Here is a 17,044-nt window from a genome sequence, read left to right on the forward strand (position 1 = left end):
AAGCTATTCGTAATTATAAAGTTTAAACCATGCAATTAACTATTCATCAAATAGATGCGTTTACTAATGAATTATTTAAAGGCAATTATGCCGCAGTGATCCCCCTTGATACGTGGTTAAGCGACGATTTAATGCTAAAAATTGGCGCAGAAAACAACGTGTCCGAAACCGCTTTTACTTGCCAGCAAAGCGATGGCAGCTTTGCTATTCGCTGGTTCTCACCTTTGATGGAAATTGACTTTTGTGGCCATGCCACACTGGCAGCTGCTTATGTGCTTTGTGAGCAGCATAATTTAGCGCAAGTGCGTTTTTATGCTGCTGCCGTGGGCGAGTTAGTCGTTAATAAAAATAGCGATGGTAGCTTTGCCATGACCTTTCCAAAACAAGCACCGGTTGTTGTATTAAATGCCCCTTCTGCACTGCTAAATGGTTTATCAAAAGCACCCACAAAAGTGCTAAAAAACCGCCAAGCTTATTTTGCTATTTACGATAATGAGCAAGATGTAACTCAGCTTAAAACCGATTCGCAGTTACTAAAAACATTATTTCCGCTCGATGTGGTTGCCAGCGCACCTGGAGATGAATACGACTTTGTGTCTCGCTACTTTTGGCCTGCAAGCGGTGGCGATGAAGATTATGTAACAGGCTCTATTCATACCGGCCTTGCCCCTTATTGGGCTCAGCAATTGGGTAAAACTACGTTAAGCGCTTATCAGGCTTCGAGCCGCGGCGGGCAGTTACTATGCGATGTTGGTGATACATATGTAACGATCACAGGGCATGCGGTAAGGTATTTAACCGGCACTATTTTTATTTAGCAAAGCGCTACATACTTTCTAAATTGTGTATAAATAAACCATGCTATTACTCTTGCGCTGCGAATAAAACGCTTTTATTTAAAAATATAATTTTTGAAAGTTAGCACAGGCGACGCAGCCGCCACTATATACTTATTACTCCAAACCGCGCCTCTATTATTTATTCTTGTTTAAAGTTATTGATTTATAAACTTAAAAATTACAGCTTTAATTTCTCTATAGTATTACTTGTTATTCTTTTTATTAATTGAGAGTTATTTTAGAAATAGTTACTTACAAATGCGTCGTTAATATTTGGTTAAGCTCTGTTATTATGTTGTTAGTGAGTTTTTGAGGTAATTAAGTTATGCAAACAAGAATACTTAAATGGGTTTTTCCTTTTGTTGCACTTGCCATTGGCATAGTGAGCTTTATGGGAATTAACGCTATTGCAGAAGAATCAGCAGAAAAAAAACCAGTAGATACACGCCCTACCGTTAAAGTGGAAAGTGCTTTGGCAAATAATCATCAGGTTATTATTAATAGTTACGGTGAAGTAAAGCCGCTTGAAAATACCCAATTGTCGGCGCAGGTGTCGGGTGAGGTATTAAGTTGGCATCCTAACTTTATTGCCGGTGGTGTAGTTGGCCGTGGCGAAACCCTATTTACTATTGAAAAAGATAATTACCAAGCAGCCGTTTTAATGGCTGAAGCTGAGCTTGCACGCGCACAAGCAGGCTTAATTGAAGAACAAGCACAAGCGCAAGTAGCAGCAGACGAAGCAACACGCTTTCCTGGTAAGGCCCGTACAGATTTATTTTTACGTAAACCACAAGTTTTGAGTGCACAAGCGTCGGTTAAATCGGCGCAAGCTGCCTTAAAGCGTGCGCAACGTGACTTAGAAAATTGCGAAATAACTGCGCCATACGATGCGCTCGTTATTAGTCGTAATATTGGTGTGGGTCAGTTTGTATCTATGGGTTCGCAAGTGGCCGAAATTAATAACATAGAAACCGCAGAGGTGATCATTCCTATTGCCGGCTTTGATAGTATTTTTTTACCAGAGCGTATTAAAGGTATTACTGCAACTGTGATTCAAAAAGGACTAAATAGCTTTACTCGTGAAGCAGTAATAGACCGCGATTTAGGTATTGTAGATAGTGCTACCCGCATGAGTAGTTTAGTGGTGCGAATTGACGACCCTTACGGTTTAAAAAGCAAACAACCAGCAATTAAATTTGGCAGCTACGTACAGGTAAGGTTTGCAGGCGCTATGCTCAGTAACATTTACCGTTTACCGCAAGCATTAGTGAATAATCAAACGGTATGGATAGTAAATGAGCAGCAGCAACTTGAGCCGCGCAAAGTAACGGTTATTAGAGAAGAAGGTGAGTTTTTTTATATTAACAGCGGTTTAAATGCAGACGATAAACTCGTTGTTACCTTGCCAGAGTATCCGCAAAAGGGCATGGAAGTAAAAGTGGCTGGTACTAGTACTAACAGCGCAACTGAAAGCTCAGAGACAAGCAACTCTAATACTCAGCAGTTGTAAGGTAGCAAAATATGAATGAACCAATAGAGCAAAAACAAACGGGTATTATTGCCTACTTTGCAAAGAATTCGGTAGCTGCCAATTTAATGATGTTTTTTATCATTGTAATGGGGATTATTAGTTACTTTACTATTCAGCGCCAAATGTTTCCTAATGTAGAAATTAACTACATTAATATTGAAGCTAACTATCCAGGTGCATCGCCACAAGAAATAGAAGAAAGCATTCTCATAAAAATAGAAGAGTCGCTTAAGGATGTAACCGAAATTAAAAAAGGCGTGTATCGTGCGTTTCGTAATGGTGGCCGTGCGAGCTTAGAAATAAATACTGACGTTAAACTTACCGACGTGCTCGATAAAGTAAAACTTCGCGTAGATGGTATAGCCACGTTTCCTGGCGGTATGGAGCCGGTAACAATTAGCCAAGTAGAGTTTAGACAAGACGTAATAGGCATGACCTTAGTAGCCGACCTGCCACTGAGCGAGCTTAAGCCAATTGCAAACCAAATAGAGAGTGAGTTATTGCAGCTTTCTAATGTATCGCTAGTTGTTAACGATGTGCCACTTGATGAAATAGCCATTGAAATTGAACCCGATACGCTGCGCCAATATAACTTAACCTTAAGCGATGTAATGACTGCAGTACGCAGATATTCAGCTAACTTTTCGGCAGGGCAGCTAAAAACTGACTCGGGAGTTATTTCGGTACGCGTAGAAAATCAATTTTATAGCGGCGAAGAGTTTCGAAAAATACCGGTAAAAATTGGCGAATACGGTGCAAAAGTATTGTTGCAAGATATTGCCGTAATTAAAGACCAATTTACCGAAGGTGAGCGCTACTTTAAGTTTAATGGGCAAAATGCGGTGTATCTTTCGGTTAAAGCAACCCAAGAGCAAAACATGATCCCGGTTGCCGAGTCGGTTAAAGCATTTATAGAACAAAAAAATAATCAGCTGCCGCCCAGTATACGGTTAGAGCCATTAATGGATATGACTTACTATCTAAATGCTCGCCTTGATATGATGAAAGCTAACTTGTTTCAGGGCGCTATTTTAGTGGCAATTATGTTGTCGTTATTTTTGCGTTTTAAACTGGCGTTGTGGGTAATGCTAGGGCTGCCAGTGTGCTTTTTAGGTGCAATGATGATGATGCCGGTATTTGGTATTAGTATTAATATTATTTCGTTATTTGCGTTTATTATGGTGCTGGGAATAGTGGTGGACGACGCCATAGTCATAGGAGAGAGCGCCTACACCGAAATAGAAAGAAGTGGTGGTGGTGTTGAAAGCGTAGTGCGCGGCGCTAATCGTGTTGCAACGCCTGCGACCTTTGGCGTATTAACCACAATTGCAGTGTTTGCACCATTTACCTTATCGAGCGGCCCAGAAAGCGCGTTTTTTTACGGTATAGCGGTAGTGGTAATGCTGTGCTTAGTATTTAGTTTGGTTGAATCAAAACTAATTTTACCGGCGCATATTGCTCATACGCACTTTGCACCTATTAAAAAAGGCAGTTGGCGCGATCGCTTTAATACCCGTTTTTTTGGCTTTGTAAATGGCCCGTATAAACGCTTTATTGTGCGCTGCGTAGAATGGCGCTGGACGGTGATGTTTGCATTTATAGCAATGCTTATTCTTAGCGTTGGGTTAATTACCTCAAACAAAGTACGTACTGTACCCACCCCTAAAGTACCGCACGACTTTCCACAAATACGCGTAGAAATGAATGACAATGTTTCAGACATACAAACCATTGCAGCTATTCGCGACATTGAAGCTATGGTGCTGCAAGTTGATGAAGCAACAGAGCGTGAATTTGGTAAAAAAATGATCCGCGATATCTTGGTATTTAACCAAGGTAGAACAGAGTCACAGTTATTAGCGCCATTAGTTGATGAAGACTTGCGTCCGTATAACGCCTTTGAGTTATCGCGTCGTTGGCGTGAGGCTATGCCAACCATAGCTGGCGTTAAGTCGTTAACTATTCAAGATGATGCTGGCGGCGGCGGTGCCAACGGTAATGGTGAGTTTGGCTATTTATTGTATGGCTCAGACATAGACACGCTAAATAATGCAGGGCGTCGTTTTATTCAATTACTGCAGCAACAAAAAGGTTTGTTTGATATTAGCTCGACCATTGATCCTGCTAGTAAAGAAGTGCAAATGAGCTTAAAACCGGTTGCTTACGACTTAGGTTTAGATCTTTCGAGTGTTGCCACCCAAGTAGGTGCTAGCTTTTATGGTGGTGAAGCGCAGCGCGTGATCAGAAACGGCGAAGAAGTACGTGTAATGGTTCGTTACCCTAAGCTTACTCGCGAAGCATTTTCATCACTTAAACATGCAGTGATCACCACACCACAAGGGCGTGAGGTATTACTCGGTGATGTAGTTGAGCTAACCGAAACACCAGGCATTAGTTATATTCGCCGTGAAGGAGGCTATCGTACAGTTTATGTATATGGCAGTATCGACGAAGAACAAATAGAGCCAGGCGAAGTAGTTAAACAAGTTAAAGAGAACTTATTACCGCAGCTTAAAGATGAGTTCCCTACAGTTAAATCTGAGCTTGGTGGCGCAATAGAGGAACAACAAGCGCAAGCAAGTGAGCAAATGATGTTTTTTATTGGCGGCATGATCCTCGTTTATATTTTACTGGCTGTGCCATTAAAAAGTTACTCGCAACCGCTTATTGTTATGTCGGTTATTCCGTTTAGCTTAACGGGGGCTATTTGGGGGCATTATTGGTTTGGTTTAGATATTAGTTTAATGTCGGGCTTTGGTTTAATAGCCGCCGCAGGGGTAGTAATAAACGACTCCCTAGTTATGACCGATTATGTAAACCAAGTGCGCCGTAACGGCGTAAGTATTAAAGATGCCGTTATTGAGGCAGGCTGTGCGCGTTTTAGAGCTATATTACTCACCTCAATTACTACTTTTGCAGGGGTATTACCTATTATGTTTGAAACCAGCCTACAAGCTAAATTTGTTACCCCAATGGCAGTGGCGCTGGGCTTTGCTGTTATGTTTGCTACTTTAATAACACTGATATTAGTACCGTGTTTATATATTATTTTAACGGATATAGGCGCGTTATTTAAACGACCGTTTAGTAAAAAAACCACTAAAGCTACAATTTAAAATAGCATTGTAAGTAAGCAGCAAAGTAAAAAGCCAACCGTAATCAGGTTGGCTTTTTTGTTTTATATAGAGCTTAAGCATTAGATTTAAATTCTGGTTACATTCTTTTGTTTGATTGTTGCAAGCTTGCGAATTATAATCTTCATCTTATTAATAAACTGAGCTAATATTTAGTTTGCATTTGTTTGTTTATTGCTCTAAATGTCTTGGCTGTGTATTTGTGTATTACCAATGCAAGGTTTGGATTTTAAGGTGTTGCTGTGTTTATGCATACGTCATTGGTCTGTGGAAAATGGACACCAATAGGTTGCTTAAATCAGGATGTCCAATTATCTATTGGCGATTCTGTGGTAGTAACCTTTTATGACATGCAAGGAGAGCTAGTCGATTTATCATTTAGTTATGAAGTGACGGTATCTGAGCAGGGAGGGCCTAATGCGTGGCCGCGCCTAATAGCAGAATATATTAATGTGCATGTTCCCTTAGTTAGCGCAGGGCGCATGACCGATACAGGGCTAGTAGTTGCTTATCGTTATAATCAAATATTTGCACTAGAATCAAGCGGTATTTGTAAAGCGGATGTTAGTTTTAATTGTTTGACTAAACGCAATGTGTCGGTAATAAAAAATAGCGCAGAATACGATAGCGTTTATCCCGCTGGTGGCGATAACTATAATGCGGGCATAAAAGTATTGCAGCCCAAAACAGGGCATATTTATCAGTGTAAAGCATGGCCATTTAGTGAATATTGCCGTGTTAATGGTGAGCAAAGTGCCATGTTTGAACCCGGTGTGGGTAAAAGCTGGGCTATGGCTTGGCAGCAAGTAAAATAAATAGCTTGTATACAGTTTTGAATTGGAATTATTTCTCAAGGTGTTTTTCTTAAGATATTCTTCTTGAGGTACTCTCTTCCCAAGGTGCTCTCTTCCCAAGGTATAAAGACAACAATAAAAATTGCAGAAATTTTAGTAATTGTACTTATACCGTTTAGCCCGCTCAGCAATGAGTGGGCTTTTTTATTTTTATGTTAAACTGGCAAATATTGTTATTTTTTAATCGGTTTATTTGTGTCTACTTCTGATTTTTCTTTGGCCTTGCTGCCAAGCTTCCCTATTGCTGAAAAGCAAGCCTATACCCTTAACACACACGATAAAACACGTATCGATAATTACTATTGGATGCGTGATGACGAACGTCAAAATAAAGATGTATTAGCGCATTTACATGCTGAAAACAGCTATTGTGAAGCGCAATTAGCGCCAATGCAGCCATTGCAAAACATTCTTTTTGAAGAGCTAAAGGGCCGTATTGTAAAAGACGACAATACAGTACCGGTTAAAGATGGCAAATACTGGTATCACTCTGAAGTGCGTGGCGATGACGAATATTCTCGTCATTATCGCAGTAGTGATATGAGTACTAGCGATAAGCAAATTTTATTAGATGTAAATAAGCTAGCGGCCGGATTTGAATTTTTTGAGCTAGGCGAAGTAGCACTGAGCCCGTGTGAGCAATTAATGGCGTACTCAGAAGATACTGAAGGGCGTCGTATTTATACCGTGCACTTTAAAAATATAACCACTGACGAAATGCTCACCGATAAGTTAGAAAACACCGAAGGCCAAGTGGTTTGGGCTAACGACAATAAAACGGTTTTTTACGTTAAAAAAGATCTAAAAACATTATTAGGTTACCAAGTATTTAGGCACGTGCTGGGTACAGAGCAAAGCCAAGATGTAATGGTGTACGAAGAGCAAGACAGCAGCTTTTTTATGGGGCTGGGCAAAAGTCGCGACGAAAGCCTTATTATTATTGATTTAGCCAGCACCGAAACTAACGACACTTGGGTACTTGATGCTGACCAGCCAAACGGCGAGTTCAACGCATTAATGCCACGCGAAGAAGGCCATGAATTTGACGTTGATAAGCTTGGCGATACTTTTTACATAGTGACGAATTGGCAAGCCAAAAACTTTCGCTTAATGACCGCAACCATTCAAACTATTGCCGACAAAACCCAGTGGCAGCAGCACACAGCTCATCGCGATGATGTACTGCTTGAAGGTGTTGAATTATTTAACGACTTTTTAGTATTAAGTGAGCGCGAGCAAGGGCAAGCCCGTTTTGTGGTTGTTAATAAACAAGGTGAACGCATGACATTAGCGTTTGAAGATCCTTGCTACTACGCCGCCATAGCAATGAATCCAGAGCCAGAATCACGCAGTGCCCGTATTTACTACTCAAGCTTAACTACGCCTGGCTCGCTATACGATGTTGATTTAACTACAGGCGAAAAAACCTTACTAAAACAACAGCAAATATTAGGAGACTTTAACGCCGATAATTATCAGTCAGAACGCCTAATGATAACTGCACGCGATGGCGTAAAAGTACCTGTATCTGTTGTTTACCGTAAAGAGAGTTTTAAAAAGGACGGTACTAATCCGTTGTTTCAATATGGCTATGGTGCTTATGGCTATACTATTGATCCTAGTTTTTCGAGTACATCATTAAGCTTACTCGATCGCGGCTTTGTGTATGTTATTGCGCATGTGCGCGGCTCAGAAATGTTAGGCAGGCAGTGGTACGAGCAAGGTAAAAAACAACATAAACAAAACAGTTTTAACGACTTTATAGACGTTACTAAAGCGCTGGTTGAGCAAGGTTACGGCGATAAAAATAAAGTATTTGCATCGGGTGGCAGTGCGGGTGGTTTATTAATGGGAGCCGTGGTAAACCAAGCACCTGAGCTTTATTGTGGCGTTGGTTGTCATGTGCCATTTTTAGATGTGCTAACCACTATGTTAGATGAAAGTATTCCGCTAACCACCAACGAATACGACGAGTGGGGTAACCCTAACGATGCGCAATTTTATGATGTAATTGCAGCCTATTCGCCGTACGATAATATTTGCGCGCAAGAGTATCCGCATATGCTAATAACCACTGGGCTGCACGACTCACAGGTACAATATTGGGAGCCGATGAAGTGGGTAGCTAAAATGCGCGAGCTAAAAACCGATAATAATATTTTAGTATTTAAAACCGATATGGATGCCGGACACGGTGGCGCATCTGGGCGTTTTAAAAGCTTAGAAGAAAGAGCGCTCGAAATGGCCTTTTTTATCGCCTTACTAAATAATTAGGCAACAATTAAAAAGTGCACAAATAAAAACATCGCCACTGTAAAGTAGGCGATGTTTTTATTTTATAGCTGCTTAAATACAGCGGTTAATGCATTTAACTTTTATTAATCTAAGTAAGCTTTTAACATCCAAACAAGTTTTTCTTGCTCTGAAATATAATCACTCATTAGCGCGGCTGTACCTTCGTCGTTTGCATCGGCTGCTTGGCTTAAAATTTCGCGCTGCATTTTAATCAACACACTGTAACCTGCAAGTAAGTTCTCTACTGCAGCTACACCGTCGCTAATACCTTTAGCTTCTTTAATTTTACTTACTTCTAGGTAATCTGAAAACGCATGCAGTGGCGCACCATCTAGCGTTAAAATACGCTCAGCAACTTCATCTACTTTTAAAAGCAATAAGTTATAAATTTCTTCAAACTTAATGTGTAGTTCAAAAAAGTTACGGCCTTTAATATTCCAATGAAACCCACGTGCGTTCATGTACTGAATTTGATAGCTGCTCAGTAGCGAGTTTAATGACTTAATAATGTCTTCACTTTTTGCACTGTTTAAACCAATAGCATTTACCTGTGACATAGCTTGTTCCTTAAATAACCGTTAATAACGTTAACTGCTAATGAGTATTGCCTATCATCAGCCGTTAGTAAAATAATTTAAATAGATGGGATTAATAGCTTAAATAAATCGTGTACTTACATTACTTATAAAAATAATAAATAGATCATTAATAGTAATGGGTCGGATTAATTAAAATACCACCCCTGAAGGGAAAATATATTTTCAACACTACAAATCATGATCCAAAACAAGCTTTAAACAAGTTAAGTGCGCCGCTGTCGCATTAATTGATTTAGGTCAAAAATCATTCGACTTGATAACGCATAATAAGGAGGTAGCAATCATTAGGAGAAATAAAGTGAGCACAAAAACAGCTAAACAACATAAAGCTGAATTGATCGTAACGGGTATCGCCGTGGTAGTGTTTTTAATTGGCGTAATAGCGCATTTAGCCAGTGCCAGCTTTGCTAACTTTGATACTTTTGGTTATATAGCCGCACCTATACCACTAGTATTAGGTATTATATTTTTAATTAGTTATAAAATTGCAGCAGCGGCAGAAGATTAATCGTCTTCGTTTAAGCGCTCTAAAATATAATCGAGTACTTGGCGAGAGTAAATCATACTGGTATGGCTTAAATGAAACACTTTATGTTCGGCCATACCTTTGAGCTTGGTTTCATCAAGTAATACAGTGCCATCAGAGCAACTGCCTTTAACAATAAGCGGCATAAGCCCTATGGGTAAATCACCAGCAATACTGTAAAGTTTGGCTTTAAAAGGCCAATTACCGTTTTTAGAAAGTAAAAACTCTACGCTATTTTTTAAAAAAGATTCAAACCCTTTTTGCTGCATTTTTTGCGCAATATGGCTGCCTTTATGTGGGGTGCCTAAAGTAATTACTTTTTCAACATGTTGGCTTGCAGGCGAGTTCGCCTCAAGATACGCACGAGCAACAAGCCCGCCCATAGAATGGCAAACAAAAGCCGAAGGCTGATCGCCTATAAACTCATCTATTTGCGCAAAAATAGCATCGCGATTAGGAGTGAGCGTATTGTAAGTTAGGTTTAACACTTTTACGCCAGAACTTTTTAAGCGAGAGCACAACGGGCGCATCACAAAGCCAGACATATATAAGCCGTGTAAAACAATAACCTGCTTAACCTTCATACGCCCCTCACCTTGGTGTTATCACATTAACTGCTGTGGTTTTATTTCAATATTGGTCGTGTCGGTATTAACCCACATCTCGCCATCTTGAATAGTAATAGCAAGCTTTATATTACGATCAACCAAATTGGCCAAAGCTTGGGTAACACCATAATCTAAACTAAAGATACTAAGGTTTTTAAAATCACGTAATTTAGGCTGCTGTTTTTGCCACCAAATAGCTTGGTTGTTTTCGCCATAAGTGTAAAGCACCACTTTTTTAGCTTTATTACAGGCTTTTTTAAGGCGCTTTTCGTCAGGTAAACCCAGCTCTATCCACAGCTCTATTTCTTCACTGTAGTTTTTATGCCACAGCTCGGGCTCATCGTCAGAACTTAACCCTTTGGTAAATTCTAAACCATCACAGCTATTGAGTGCAAAAGCGAGTAAGCGGATCATCAAACGTTGTTCGGTTTCTGAAGGATGCTGGGCCAAGGTTAAATTAAAATCTTGGTAAACGTGACGGTCCATATCGCTAAGCGACAACTGCACTTTCATAATGGTGGATTTAAGAGCCATAACTACTTATTTGAAAAAATTTGCGCCAGTATAGCGCAATTAAATGAATTGCCTGTGAAAATAGCAAGAAATTTACAATAGTGTTTAACTGCTGCCATATCAATTTACTGAGTAAGATTAATAATTGTTAGTTATGTTTTATAGAGGTTGATTGGGTTTTATTCATGGGATTGAATTTTTTGTTTTTAGTTTGTATTGGGCATGAGGTTATTTTATTAGTTGCATACCTTATAGGCTGAAAAATAAAGAAAATTTGCTCAATGTAGCCACATACTTTTTATCCGAGCGTAAATAAGATATTTTTCTATCAAAGCTTTAGCGCGATAGCATGATTAAAATTTCAACGGCTAGTTTATTTTAAGAAGAATTAAATCCTCTTTGTGTAGTAAACTGACACTATTAGCCAAGTACAAAAAGTGTAATTGTACTCTTTAGTACCCCACACAGTACCCATGGCGTTATGGGTTAGAATAAAAGGTTTGCAAATCAAATGAGTAGAGCAGGAATACAGTGGTTCCCTGGGCACATGAATAAAGCCCGCAACGAAATTAAAGAAATAATGCCGCAAATGGATGTGATTATTGAGGTGCTTGATGCGCGCATTCCTTATAGTAGCGAAAACCCTATGGTGGCGACGCTGCGTGAAGGTAAACCGGTAATTAAAATTTTGAATAAAGCCGATTTAGCTGATCCCAAAATGACTCAAATATGGAAAGATTACTTTGAGCAAGAAAACGGCGTAAAAGCAATTGCTTTTGGTAATGATAAAGCGGCTGAAGTACACCGTATTAATGAGCTGTGTAAAAAGTTAGTGCCTCACAAGGTGGGTGCCGATAAGCAAATTAAAGCCATGATTATGGGTATTCCTAACGTGGGTAAATCTACGTTAATTAATGTGTTAGCTGGGCGTATAGTTGCTAAAACAGGTAACGAGCCTGCGGTAACTAAAGCGCAGCAACGTATTAAGCTTGAAGACGGCATTATGCTTTACGATACGCCGGGTATGCTATGGCCAAAAGTTGAAAATGAAAACTCGGGTTACCGCTTAGGCGCAACTGGCGCAATACGCGATACAGCACTTGAGTATGAAGAAGTGGCGAGCTACACAGCTGAGTATTTAATAAAGGCGTACCCTGAGCTACTAAAAACACGCTACAAAATAGATGAACTACCAGAGAGTGACTGGGAGTTTGTTGAATTAGCGGGTAAAAAGCGTGGTTGTATTCGTGGTGGTAACCAAATAGACACTTACAAAATGTCGGAAATTTTAATTAACGAACTACGCGATGGCATTATTGGCCGCATTACTATGGAAACCCCACAAATGCGTGAGGAGGAAGAGATAATGGTTGCTGGTTTACGTGCGGCTGCGGCGGCTAAAAAGCAAGCCAAAGAAGACGAAAAGTTACAACGCCGAGCGCGAGCGCGTAAAAATCGTCGTTAATAATTAACCTGAATTTAGATAACTGAAAGTAATTTAATAGCTAAATTACAGACATAAAAAAAGCCCGTAAGGGCTTTTTTAGTTTCATATCTACCGTCACCGATATGAGCAATGTAGCAAGTAAAATAGTAGGGCGGTTACTCGTTATCAACATCAAGGGGCGTTGTGTTGAATTTACAAGTAACCATAGCAGTTAACGTGCGCTACACGTTGTTCCAGGGTCGAGAAACAAATCAGTTTATTTCGTAACAAGTTAGGATGTACTCCCTTCTTGTTGATAGTGATTATCAATTAGATTTGGGCGCGTGTCAACACTCAAATGCAAATAGTTCTTATTTATTTTTATCGTGCATATTTTGAATTGTTAGCACTAAAGTGGGTGCTGCTTTTTTCTGCAAAAACACATATGCTAGTTAAATAATTATAAAAATAATTAAAAGAATAAAACTATGTTTTCTATTTGGTCGATTAGCTTAATTGCCGTGGTGTATTTAGGCATATTGTTTGCTGTTGCAGGGTGGGCCGATAAGCGTAAGGTTTTACCTTTTAAAGGCTTAACTTATGGTTTGTCGTTAGGGGTTTATTGTACCTCGTGGGCTTTTTTTGGCACTACCGCACAGGCTGCAAGTAATGGCTGGTGGCTCGCCCCTACTTATGCGGGCACTATTATATTATTTATTTTTGGTTGGCAGCTATATTGCCGCATTGCGCATATTTGTCGGCAACAAAAACTTACCTCAATGGCCGACTTTATAGCCACTCGGTATGGACAATCATCGAGTTTGTCGGGTTTGGTGTCGCTTATTTCGGTGATTGCAATTGTGCCGTATATTTCTTTGCAGCTCAGTGCTACGGCGCAAAGTATTAACTTGCTTACCGACCGAGCACCCACGCAAAGTAATGCGGTGTGGGCCGACAGTACTTTTTATATCACCTTGCTTTTAGCTTTATTTGCTATTTTATTTGGTGCTAGGCGGTTACGCCCAAGCGAGCATAACCCAGGGCTTATCGCCAGTATTGCGTTTGAGTCGGTGGTAAAGTTACTGGCATTTATTACAGTGGGTTTATATGTTTGCTTTGCACTATTTGATAACCCAGTCGCCTTATACGAAAAAGCCTATGAGCTTAAACTACCCACCCAAGTTACCGCTACGCAAAGCCCTGTTTATGTATATGTTGCGCACACCTTACTAGGGCTTTTAGCTACGTTATGTTTGCCGCGTCAGTTTCATATGAGCTTTATTGAAAACAATAACGACAATGAACTGGCCAAAGCGCGGTGGATATTTCCAATTTATTTACTACTAATAAATTTATTTATTTTGCCTATAGCTTACGCCGGCTTGGTTTACTTTAATGGCAATGATATTGGCCACGATTCTTTTGTATTAGCATTGCCTATGGCGGCAAACAATACGCTGGTAACGTTATTGGCATTTTTAGGTGGGTTTTCGGCAGCAACCAGTATGGTGATTGTATCGTCGATTGTATTATCGGTAATGATCACTAATGATTTTATTAATCAGTTTATTTTACGTCGCTCGCAGCTTACCTCAAGTAGCCGTGGGTTAGATAAAAACAACTTATTACATGCGCGCAAAATTGTTATTGTGCTCATTTTACTACTTAGTTACTTTACTCACCGAGTACTTGGAGAAACCAGCACTTTAGCCACAGTGGGCTTAATGTCGTTTACTTTAGTGGCGCAGTTTGCACCTGCCATGATAATTGGTTTGTGGTGGCGACATGCCTCTTGCAGAGGCGCGCAACTGGGTATTTTAACCGGCTTTGTTATTTGGGGTTATACCTTACTATTACCAAACTTGGCCAGTGGCCTGGGTAGCCAAAGTAGTTGGCTAACAGAAGGGCCATGGCAAATAGCTTGGCTGGCGCCTACCGATTTATTGTCGCTTGGTTTGGAGAGTATTAGCCAAGCGTTATTGCTATCTTTAGGTGCAAATTGCTTAGTGTATTTATTAATGCCCTTTTTTAGCCAAGCCACTCTTGCTGAGCGATTACAAAGTAATAAATTTATTGCACAACCCCATGATTCACGCCTAGACACTACATTGCATCCGTTGAGTTATCATGACCTGGGGGCTTTATTGCAGCGTTTTGCTGAAAAAGAGGCCAGCCAATCGTTAGTTAATCATTATTTTCCTGATGATAAAAGCCAATGGAAAAGCCCGGCTAAAGCCGAGTTAGAGTTATTGGTAGAGCGTGAAATGTCGGCAGTAATAGGCGGTGCATCGGCACGGCTTATTTTAGACGTAGCTAAAAATGAGCAACGCCAACCATTAGAGCAAGTGGCCGAATTTGTAGATGAGGCCAGCCAAGTACTTAAATTTAACCGCGATCTTTTACAATCTACAATTGAAAACATTCAACAAGGTATAAGTGTGGTGGATAGTGAATTGCGTTTAGTGGCGTGGAATAAAGGCTATAAACGTATGTTTACTTACCCAGACGATGCTTTATATATTGGCCGCCCAGTAGCCGATATTATTCGCTTTAATGCGCTGCGAGGGTTATTTAATAGCGGTAATATTGCCATTGAAATAGATAAGCGCTTAGCGTATTTAAAGCAAGGTAGTGCTTATAAGTTTCAGCGTTCGCACAGCGATGGCCGAGTGTTCGAAATGCAAGGCAACCCACTGCCCGGTGGTGGCTTTGTAACTACTTATACCGATATTACCGAGTTTGTAAAACAACAAAAAGCACTAACGCTAGCCAATGTAAGCCTAGAGGAAAAAGTAGCAACTCGTACCGCAGCATTAACGCAAGCTAACCAAGAGTTATCGCAGGCAAAACAAGTAGCCGAGCAAGCTACTGTGAGCAAAACCCGCTTTTTTGCGGCGGCCAGCCATGACTTATTGCAACCATTTAATGCCGCCAGCTTGTTTTGTTCTTTAATGAACGAAAAAGCACAAAGCTCTGAGCTAAAAGCGCTAGCACTCAATATTAAAAACTCATTAGGCAGTGCAGAAGAACTGCTTAGCAGTATTTTAGAATTAACCAAGTTAGATTCTGGCTCATTTAAAGTGCAGGCCAGCGAGTTTGATGTTAGTAGTTTAATAGAGCCGCTACGCAACGATTATTCGGCATTAGCAGCAGAAAAAGGCCTTAAATTTATTGTAAAGCAATGCGATGTACGCATACATACAGATAAAGCACTGTTGCGGCGGGTATTACGTAATTTACTTAGTAATGCCATACGCTATACCGAGCGCGGCGAGGTACGCTTAAAAGTGTTGCTTGAAGATGACAGCCATGTGTCGTTTGTTATTGAAGATACCGGTGTGGGGATTGCCGCAAGCGATCAGCAAAGTATTTATCAAGAGTTTAAGCAGCTGGGCGAAAAGCCCAATGCCGAAGGCCTAGGGTTAGGACTGTCGATCACTAAGCGTATTTGCGACTTACTGCAAATACCTTTGGTTATGGGTTCTGAGCTAGGTAAAGGAACGCAATTTACGCTCACGATGGCATGCACAGTAAGTAAAGCGGTACAACCTACTCAGCGGGTAATGCTTAACCCCGATACCGAACTAGGTCGCTTGCGTATTTGGCTGCTTGATAACGATAAAAATGTGCTTGATGCACTTAAGCAACTACTGCAAAACTGGGGCTGCGAAATAGCCACGGCAACTAATTTAGCTGAGCTTGAGCAATTAAAAGCAAGCGCTGCATTACCACAACTACTTATTATTGATTATCAGCTCGATGATGGTGTAACCGGGCTTGAGGTGCTTAATAAGGCGCTGCTTACTAACTTGCCGGTAATTGTAAATACAGCAAATCATGATGAAAGCATACGTGAGCAAGTGCTTGATGCAGGTTATCCGCTATTGTATAAACCGCTAAAAGCACCGGCATTAAAGCGTATGATTAAGCGACTAACCAAGTAAGTTAACGTGTAGTGTTTGTGGGCTAGTTTACTTCTAACTTACCGACTTGCGATAGCTGGTTAAATAAAATGCCAGCTTGGGTGCGGTTATAAACGTTGAGTTTGCGTAAAATAGCAGAAACATGCTGCTTAATAGTGGTTTCTTGAATCGACATTTCAAAAGCTATTTGCTTATTCAGTAAACCGTCGGCAATCATGGCAAGTACGCGGTATTGTTGCGGGGTAAGCTTTTCGAGATTTAGGGCAAAGCTGCTTTGCTCGTCATTAACAACTACGTCGGTTAAATCAATATCTGCGGGCAGCCAAGTGTCGCCATTGAGTACATGGCCAATAGCTTCGCCTATTATATCGAGCGATGATGATTTAGGAATATAACCTGCGGCACCTAAGCTCATAGCTTGTTTTATAATGCTGGGAGTTTCGTTGGCAGAAACCATAATTACTAAAATGTCGGGGTAATGATTACGTAGTTGCGATAGCGCTTGTAGGCCATTAGCACCGGGAATGGTTAAATCTAAAAATATAAGTTCTATTTCTGGGTGTATTTTGAGTAAGGCAAACAGTCCGTCTATGTCGCTGGTTTCTTGTATATGTTCTTCAGGAACGCAGGTTGCGGCTGCTTGGCGTAATGCACTTCTAAACAACGGGTGGTCGTCGGCAATTATGGTATTCACAGCAAAAGACATTCCAAATATTCTCCAATACATTTAGTTATAAGTGATTTTGCACAGTGAAACAAGGTTTGTCTGTTGGGGATAACACAGACAAACCTTTCA

General features: G+C 40.5%; 12 protein-coding genes. 8 read left to right on the forward strand and 4 right to left on the reverse strand.

Annotation, left to right across the window (positions count from 1 at the left end):
- Positions 1–29 precede the first annotated feature (29 nt).
- The 5 genes from H5079_RS11655 (at position 30) to H5079_RS11675 (ending at position 8,632) form a co-directional block, all read left to right on the forward strand.
- A complete protein-coding gene (locus H5079_RS11655; protein ID WP_089368898.1) occupies positions 30–818 on the forward strand; it encodes a PhzF family phenazine biosynthesis protein in 789 nt (262 codons plus the stop codon).
- A gap of 346 nt (positions 819–1,164) precedes the next feature.
- Positions 1,165–2,349, forward strand: coding sequence for an efflux RND transporter periplasmic adaptor subunit (locus H5079_RS11660; protein ID WP_011329583.1), 1,185 nt, complete (start codon positions 1,165–1,167; stop codon positions 2,347–2,349).
- A gap of 11 nt (positions 2,350–2,360) precedes the next feature.
- The gene (locus H5079_RS11665) at positions 2,361–5,486 is read left to right on the forward strand and encodes an efflux RND transporter permease subunit (protein ID WP_179807659.1); all 3,126 of its coding nucleotides are present in this window, start codon (positions 2,361–2,363) and stop codon (positions 5,484–5,486) included.
- Between the two features lie 266 nt (positions 5,487–5,752).
- A complete protein-coding gene (locus H5079_RS11670; RefSeq protein ID WP_182684162.1) occupies positions 5,753–6,319 on the forward strand; it encodes a chitin-binding protein in 567 nt (188 codons plus the stop codon).
- Positions 6,320–6,553: 234 nt separating this feature from the next.
- On the forward strand, positions 6,554–8,632 hold the full coding sequence (locus H5079_RS11675) for a S9 family peptidase (protein ID WP_182684143.1): 2,079 nt from the start codon (positions 6,554–6,556) through the stop codon (positions 8,630–8,632).
- Positions 8,633–8,736: 104 nt separating this feature from the next.
- On the opposite strand, the gene H5079_RS11680 is transcribed toward H5079_RS11675, so the two are convergent.
- A complete protein-coding gene (locus H5079_RS11680; RefSeq protein ID WP_011329579.1) occupies positions 8,737–9,210 on the reverse strand; it encodes a Dps family protein in 474 nt (157 codons plus the stop codon).
- Between the two features lie 340 nt (positions 9,211–9,550).
- On the opposite strand from H5079_RS11680, the gene H5079_RS11685 reads away from it, so the two are divergent.
- Positions 9,551–9,760, forward strand: a complete 210-nt coding sequence (locus H5079_RS11685) for a hypothetical protein (RefSeq protein ID WP_011329578.1) — start codon at positions 9,551–9,553, stop codon at positions 9,758–9,760.
- Here the strand turns inward: H5079_RS11685 and H5079_RS11690 are convergent.
- Both H5079_RS11690 and H5079_RS11695 read right to left on the reverse strand, forming a co-directional pair.
- Positions 9,757–10,362 (reverse strand): alpha/beta hydrolase, encoded by a 606-nt coding sequence (locus tag H5079_RS11690; protein ID WP_086993140.1) that lies wholly within the window; start codon positions 10,360–10,362, stop codon positions 9,757–9,759. The two genes, H5079_RS11685 and H5079_RS11690, sit on opposite strands and share 4 nt — an antisense overlap.
- 21 nt (positions 10,363–10,383) lie before the next feature.
- Positions 10,384–10,920 carry a YaeQ family protein gene (locus H5079_RS11695; RefSeq protein WP_058374423.1) on the reverse strand — a complete coding sequence of 179 codons (537 nt, stop codon included), beginning with the start codon at positions 10,918–10,920 and terminating at the stop codon, positions 10,384–10,386.
- A gap of 490 nt (positions 10,921–11,410) precedes the next feature.
- Here H5079_RS11695 and ylqF point away from each other — a divergent pair, with 490 nt between their 5' ends.
- Positions 11,411–12,364: a ribosome biogenesis GTPase YlqF gene (gene ylqF / locus H5079_RS11700; protein WP_011329575.1), complete on the forward strand. Its 954-nt coding sequence runs from the start codon at positions 11,411–11,413 to the stop codon at positions 12,362–12,364.
- Positions 12,365–12,813: 449 nt separating this feature from the next.
- The gene (locus H5079_RS11705) at positions 12,814–16,269 is read left to right on the forward strand and encodes a PAS-domain containing protein (RefSeq protein WP_182684144.1); all 3,456 of its coding nucleotides are present in this window, start codon (positions 12,814–12,816) and stop codon (positions 16,267–16,269) included.
- 22 nt (positions 16,270–16,291) lie between these two features.
- Here H5079_RS11705 and H5079_RS11710 read toward each other — a convergent pair whose 3' ends face one another.
- Positions 16,292–16,954: a response regulator transcription factor gene (locus H5079_RS11710; RefSeq protein ID WP_011329573.1), complete on the reverse strand. Its 663-nt coding sequence runs from the start codon at positions 16,952–16,954 to the stop codon at positions 16,292–16,294.
- Positions 16,955–17,044: the final 90 nt, after the last annotated feature.

Origin of the sequence: Pseudoalteromonas sp. SG44-5 (genome assembly GCF_014164175.1) — a bacterium.
GTDB classification, from domain to species: domain Bacteria; phylum Pseudomonadota; class Gammaproteobacteria; order Enterobacterales; family Alteromonadaceae; genus Pseudoalteromonas; species Pseudoalteromonas nigrifaciens.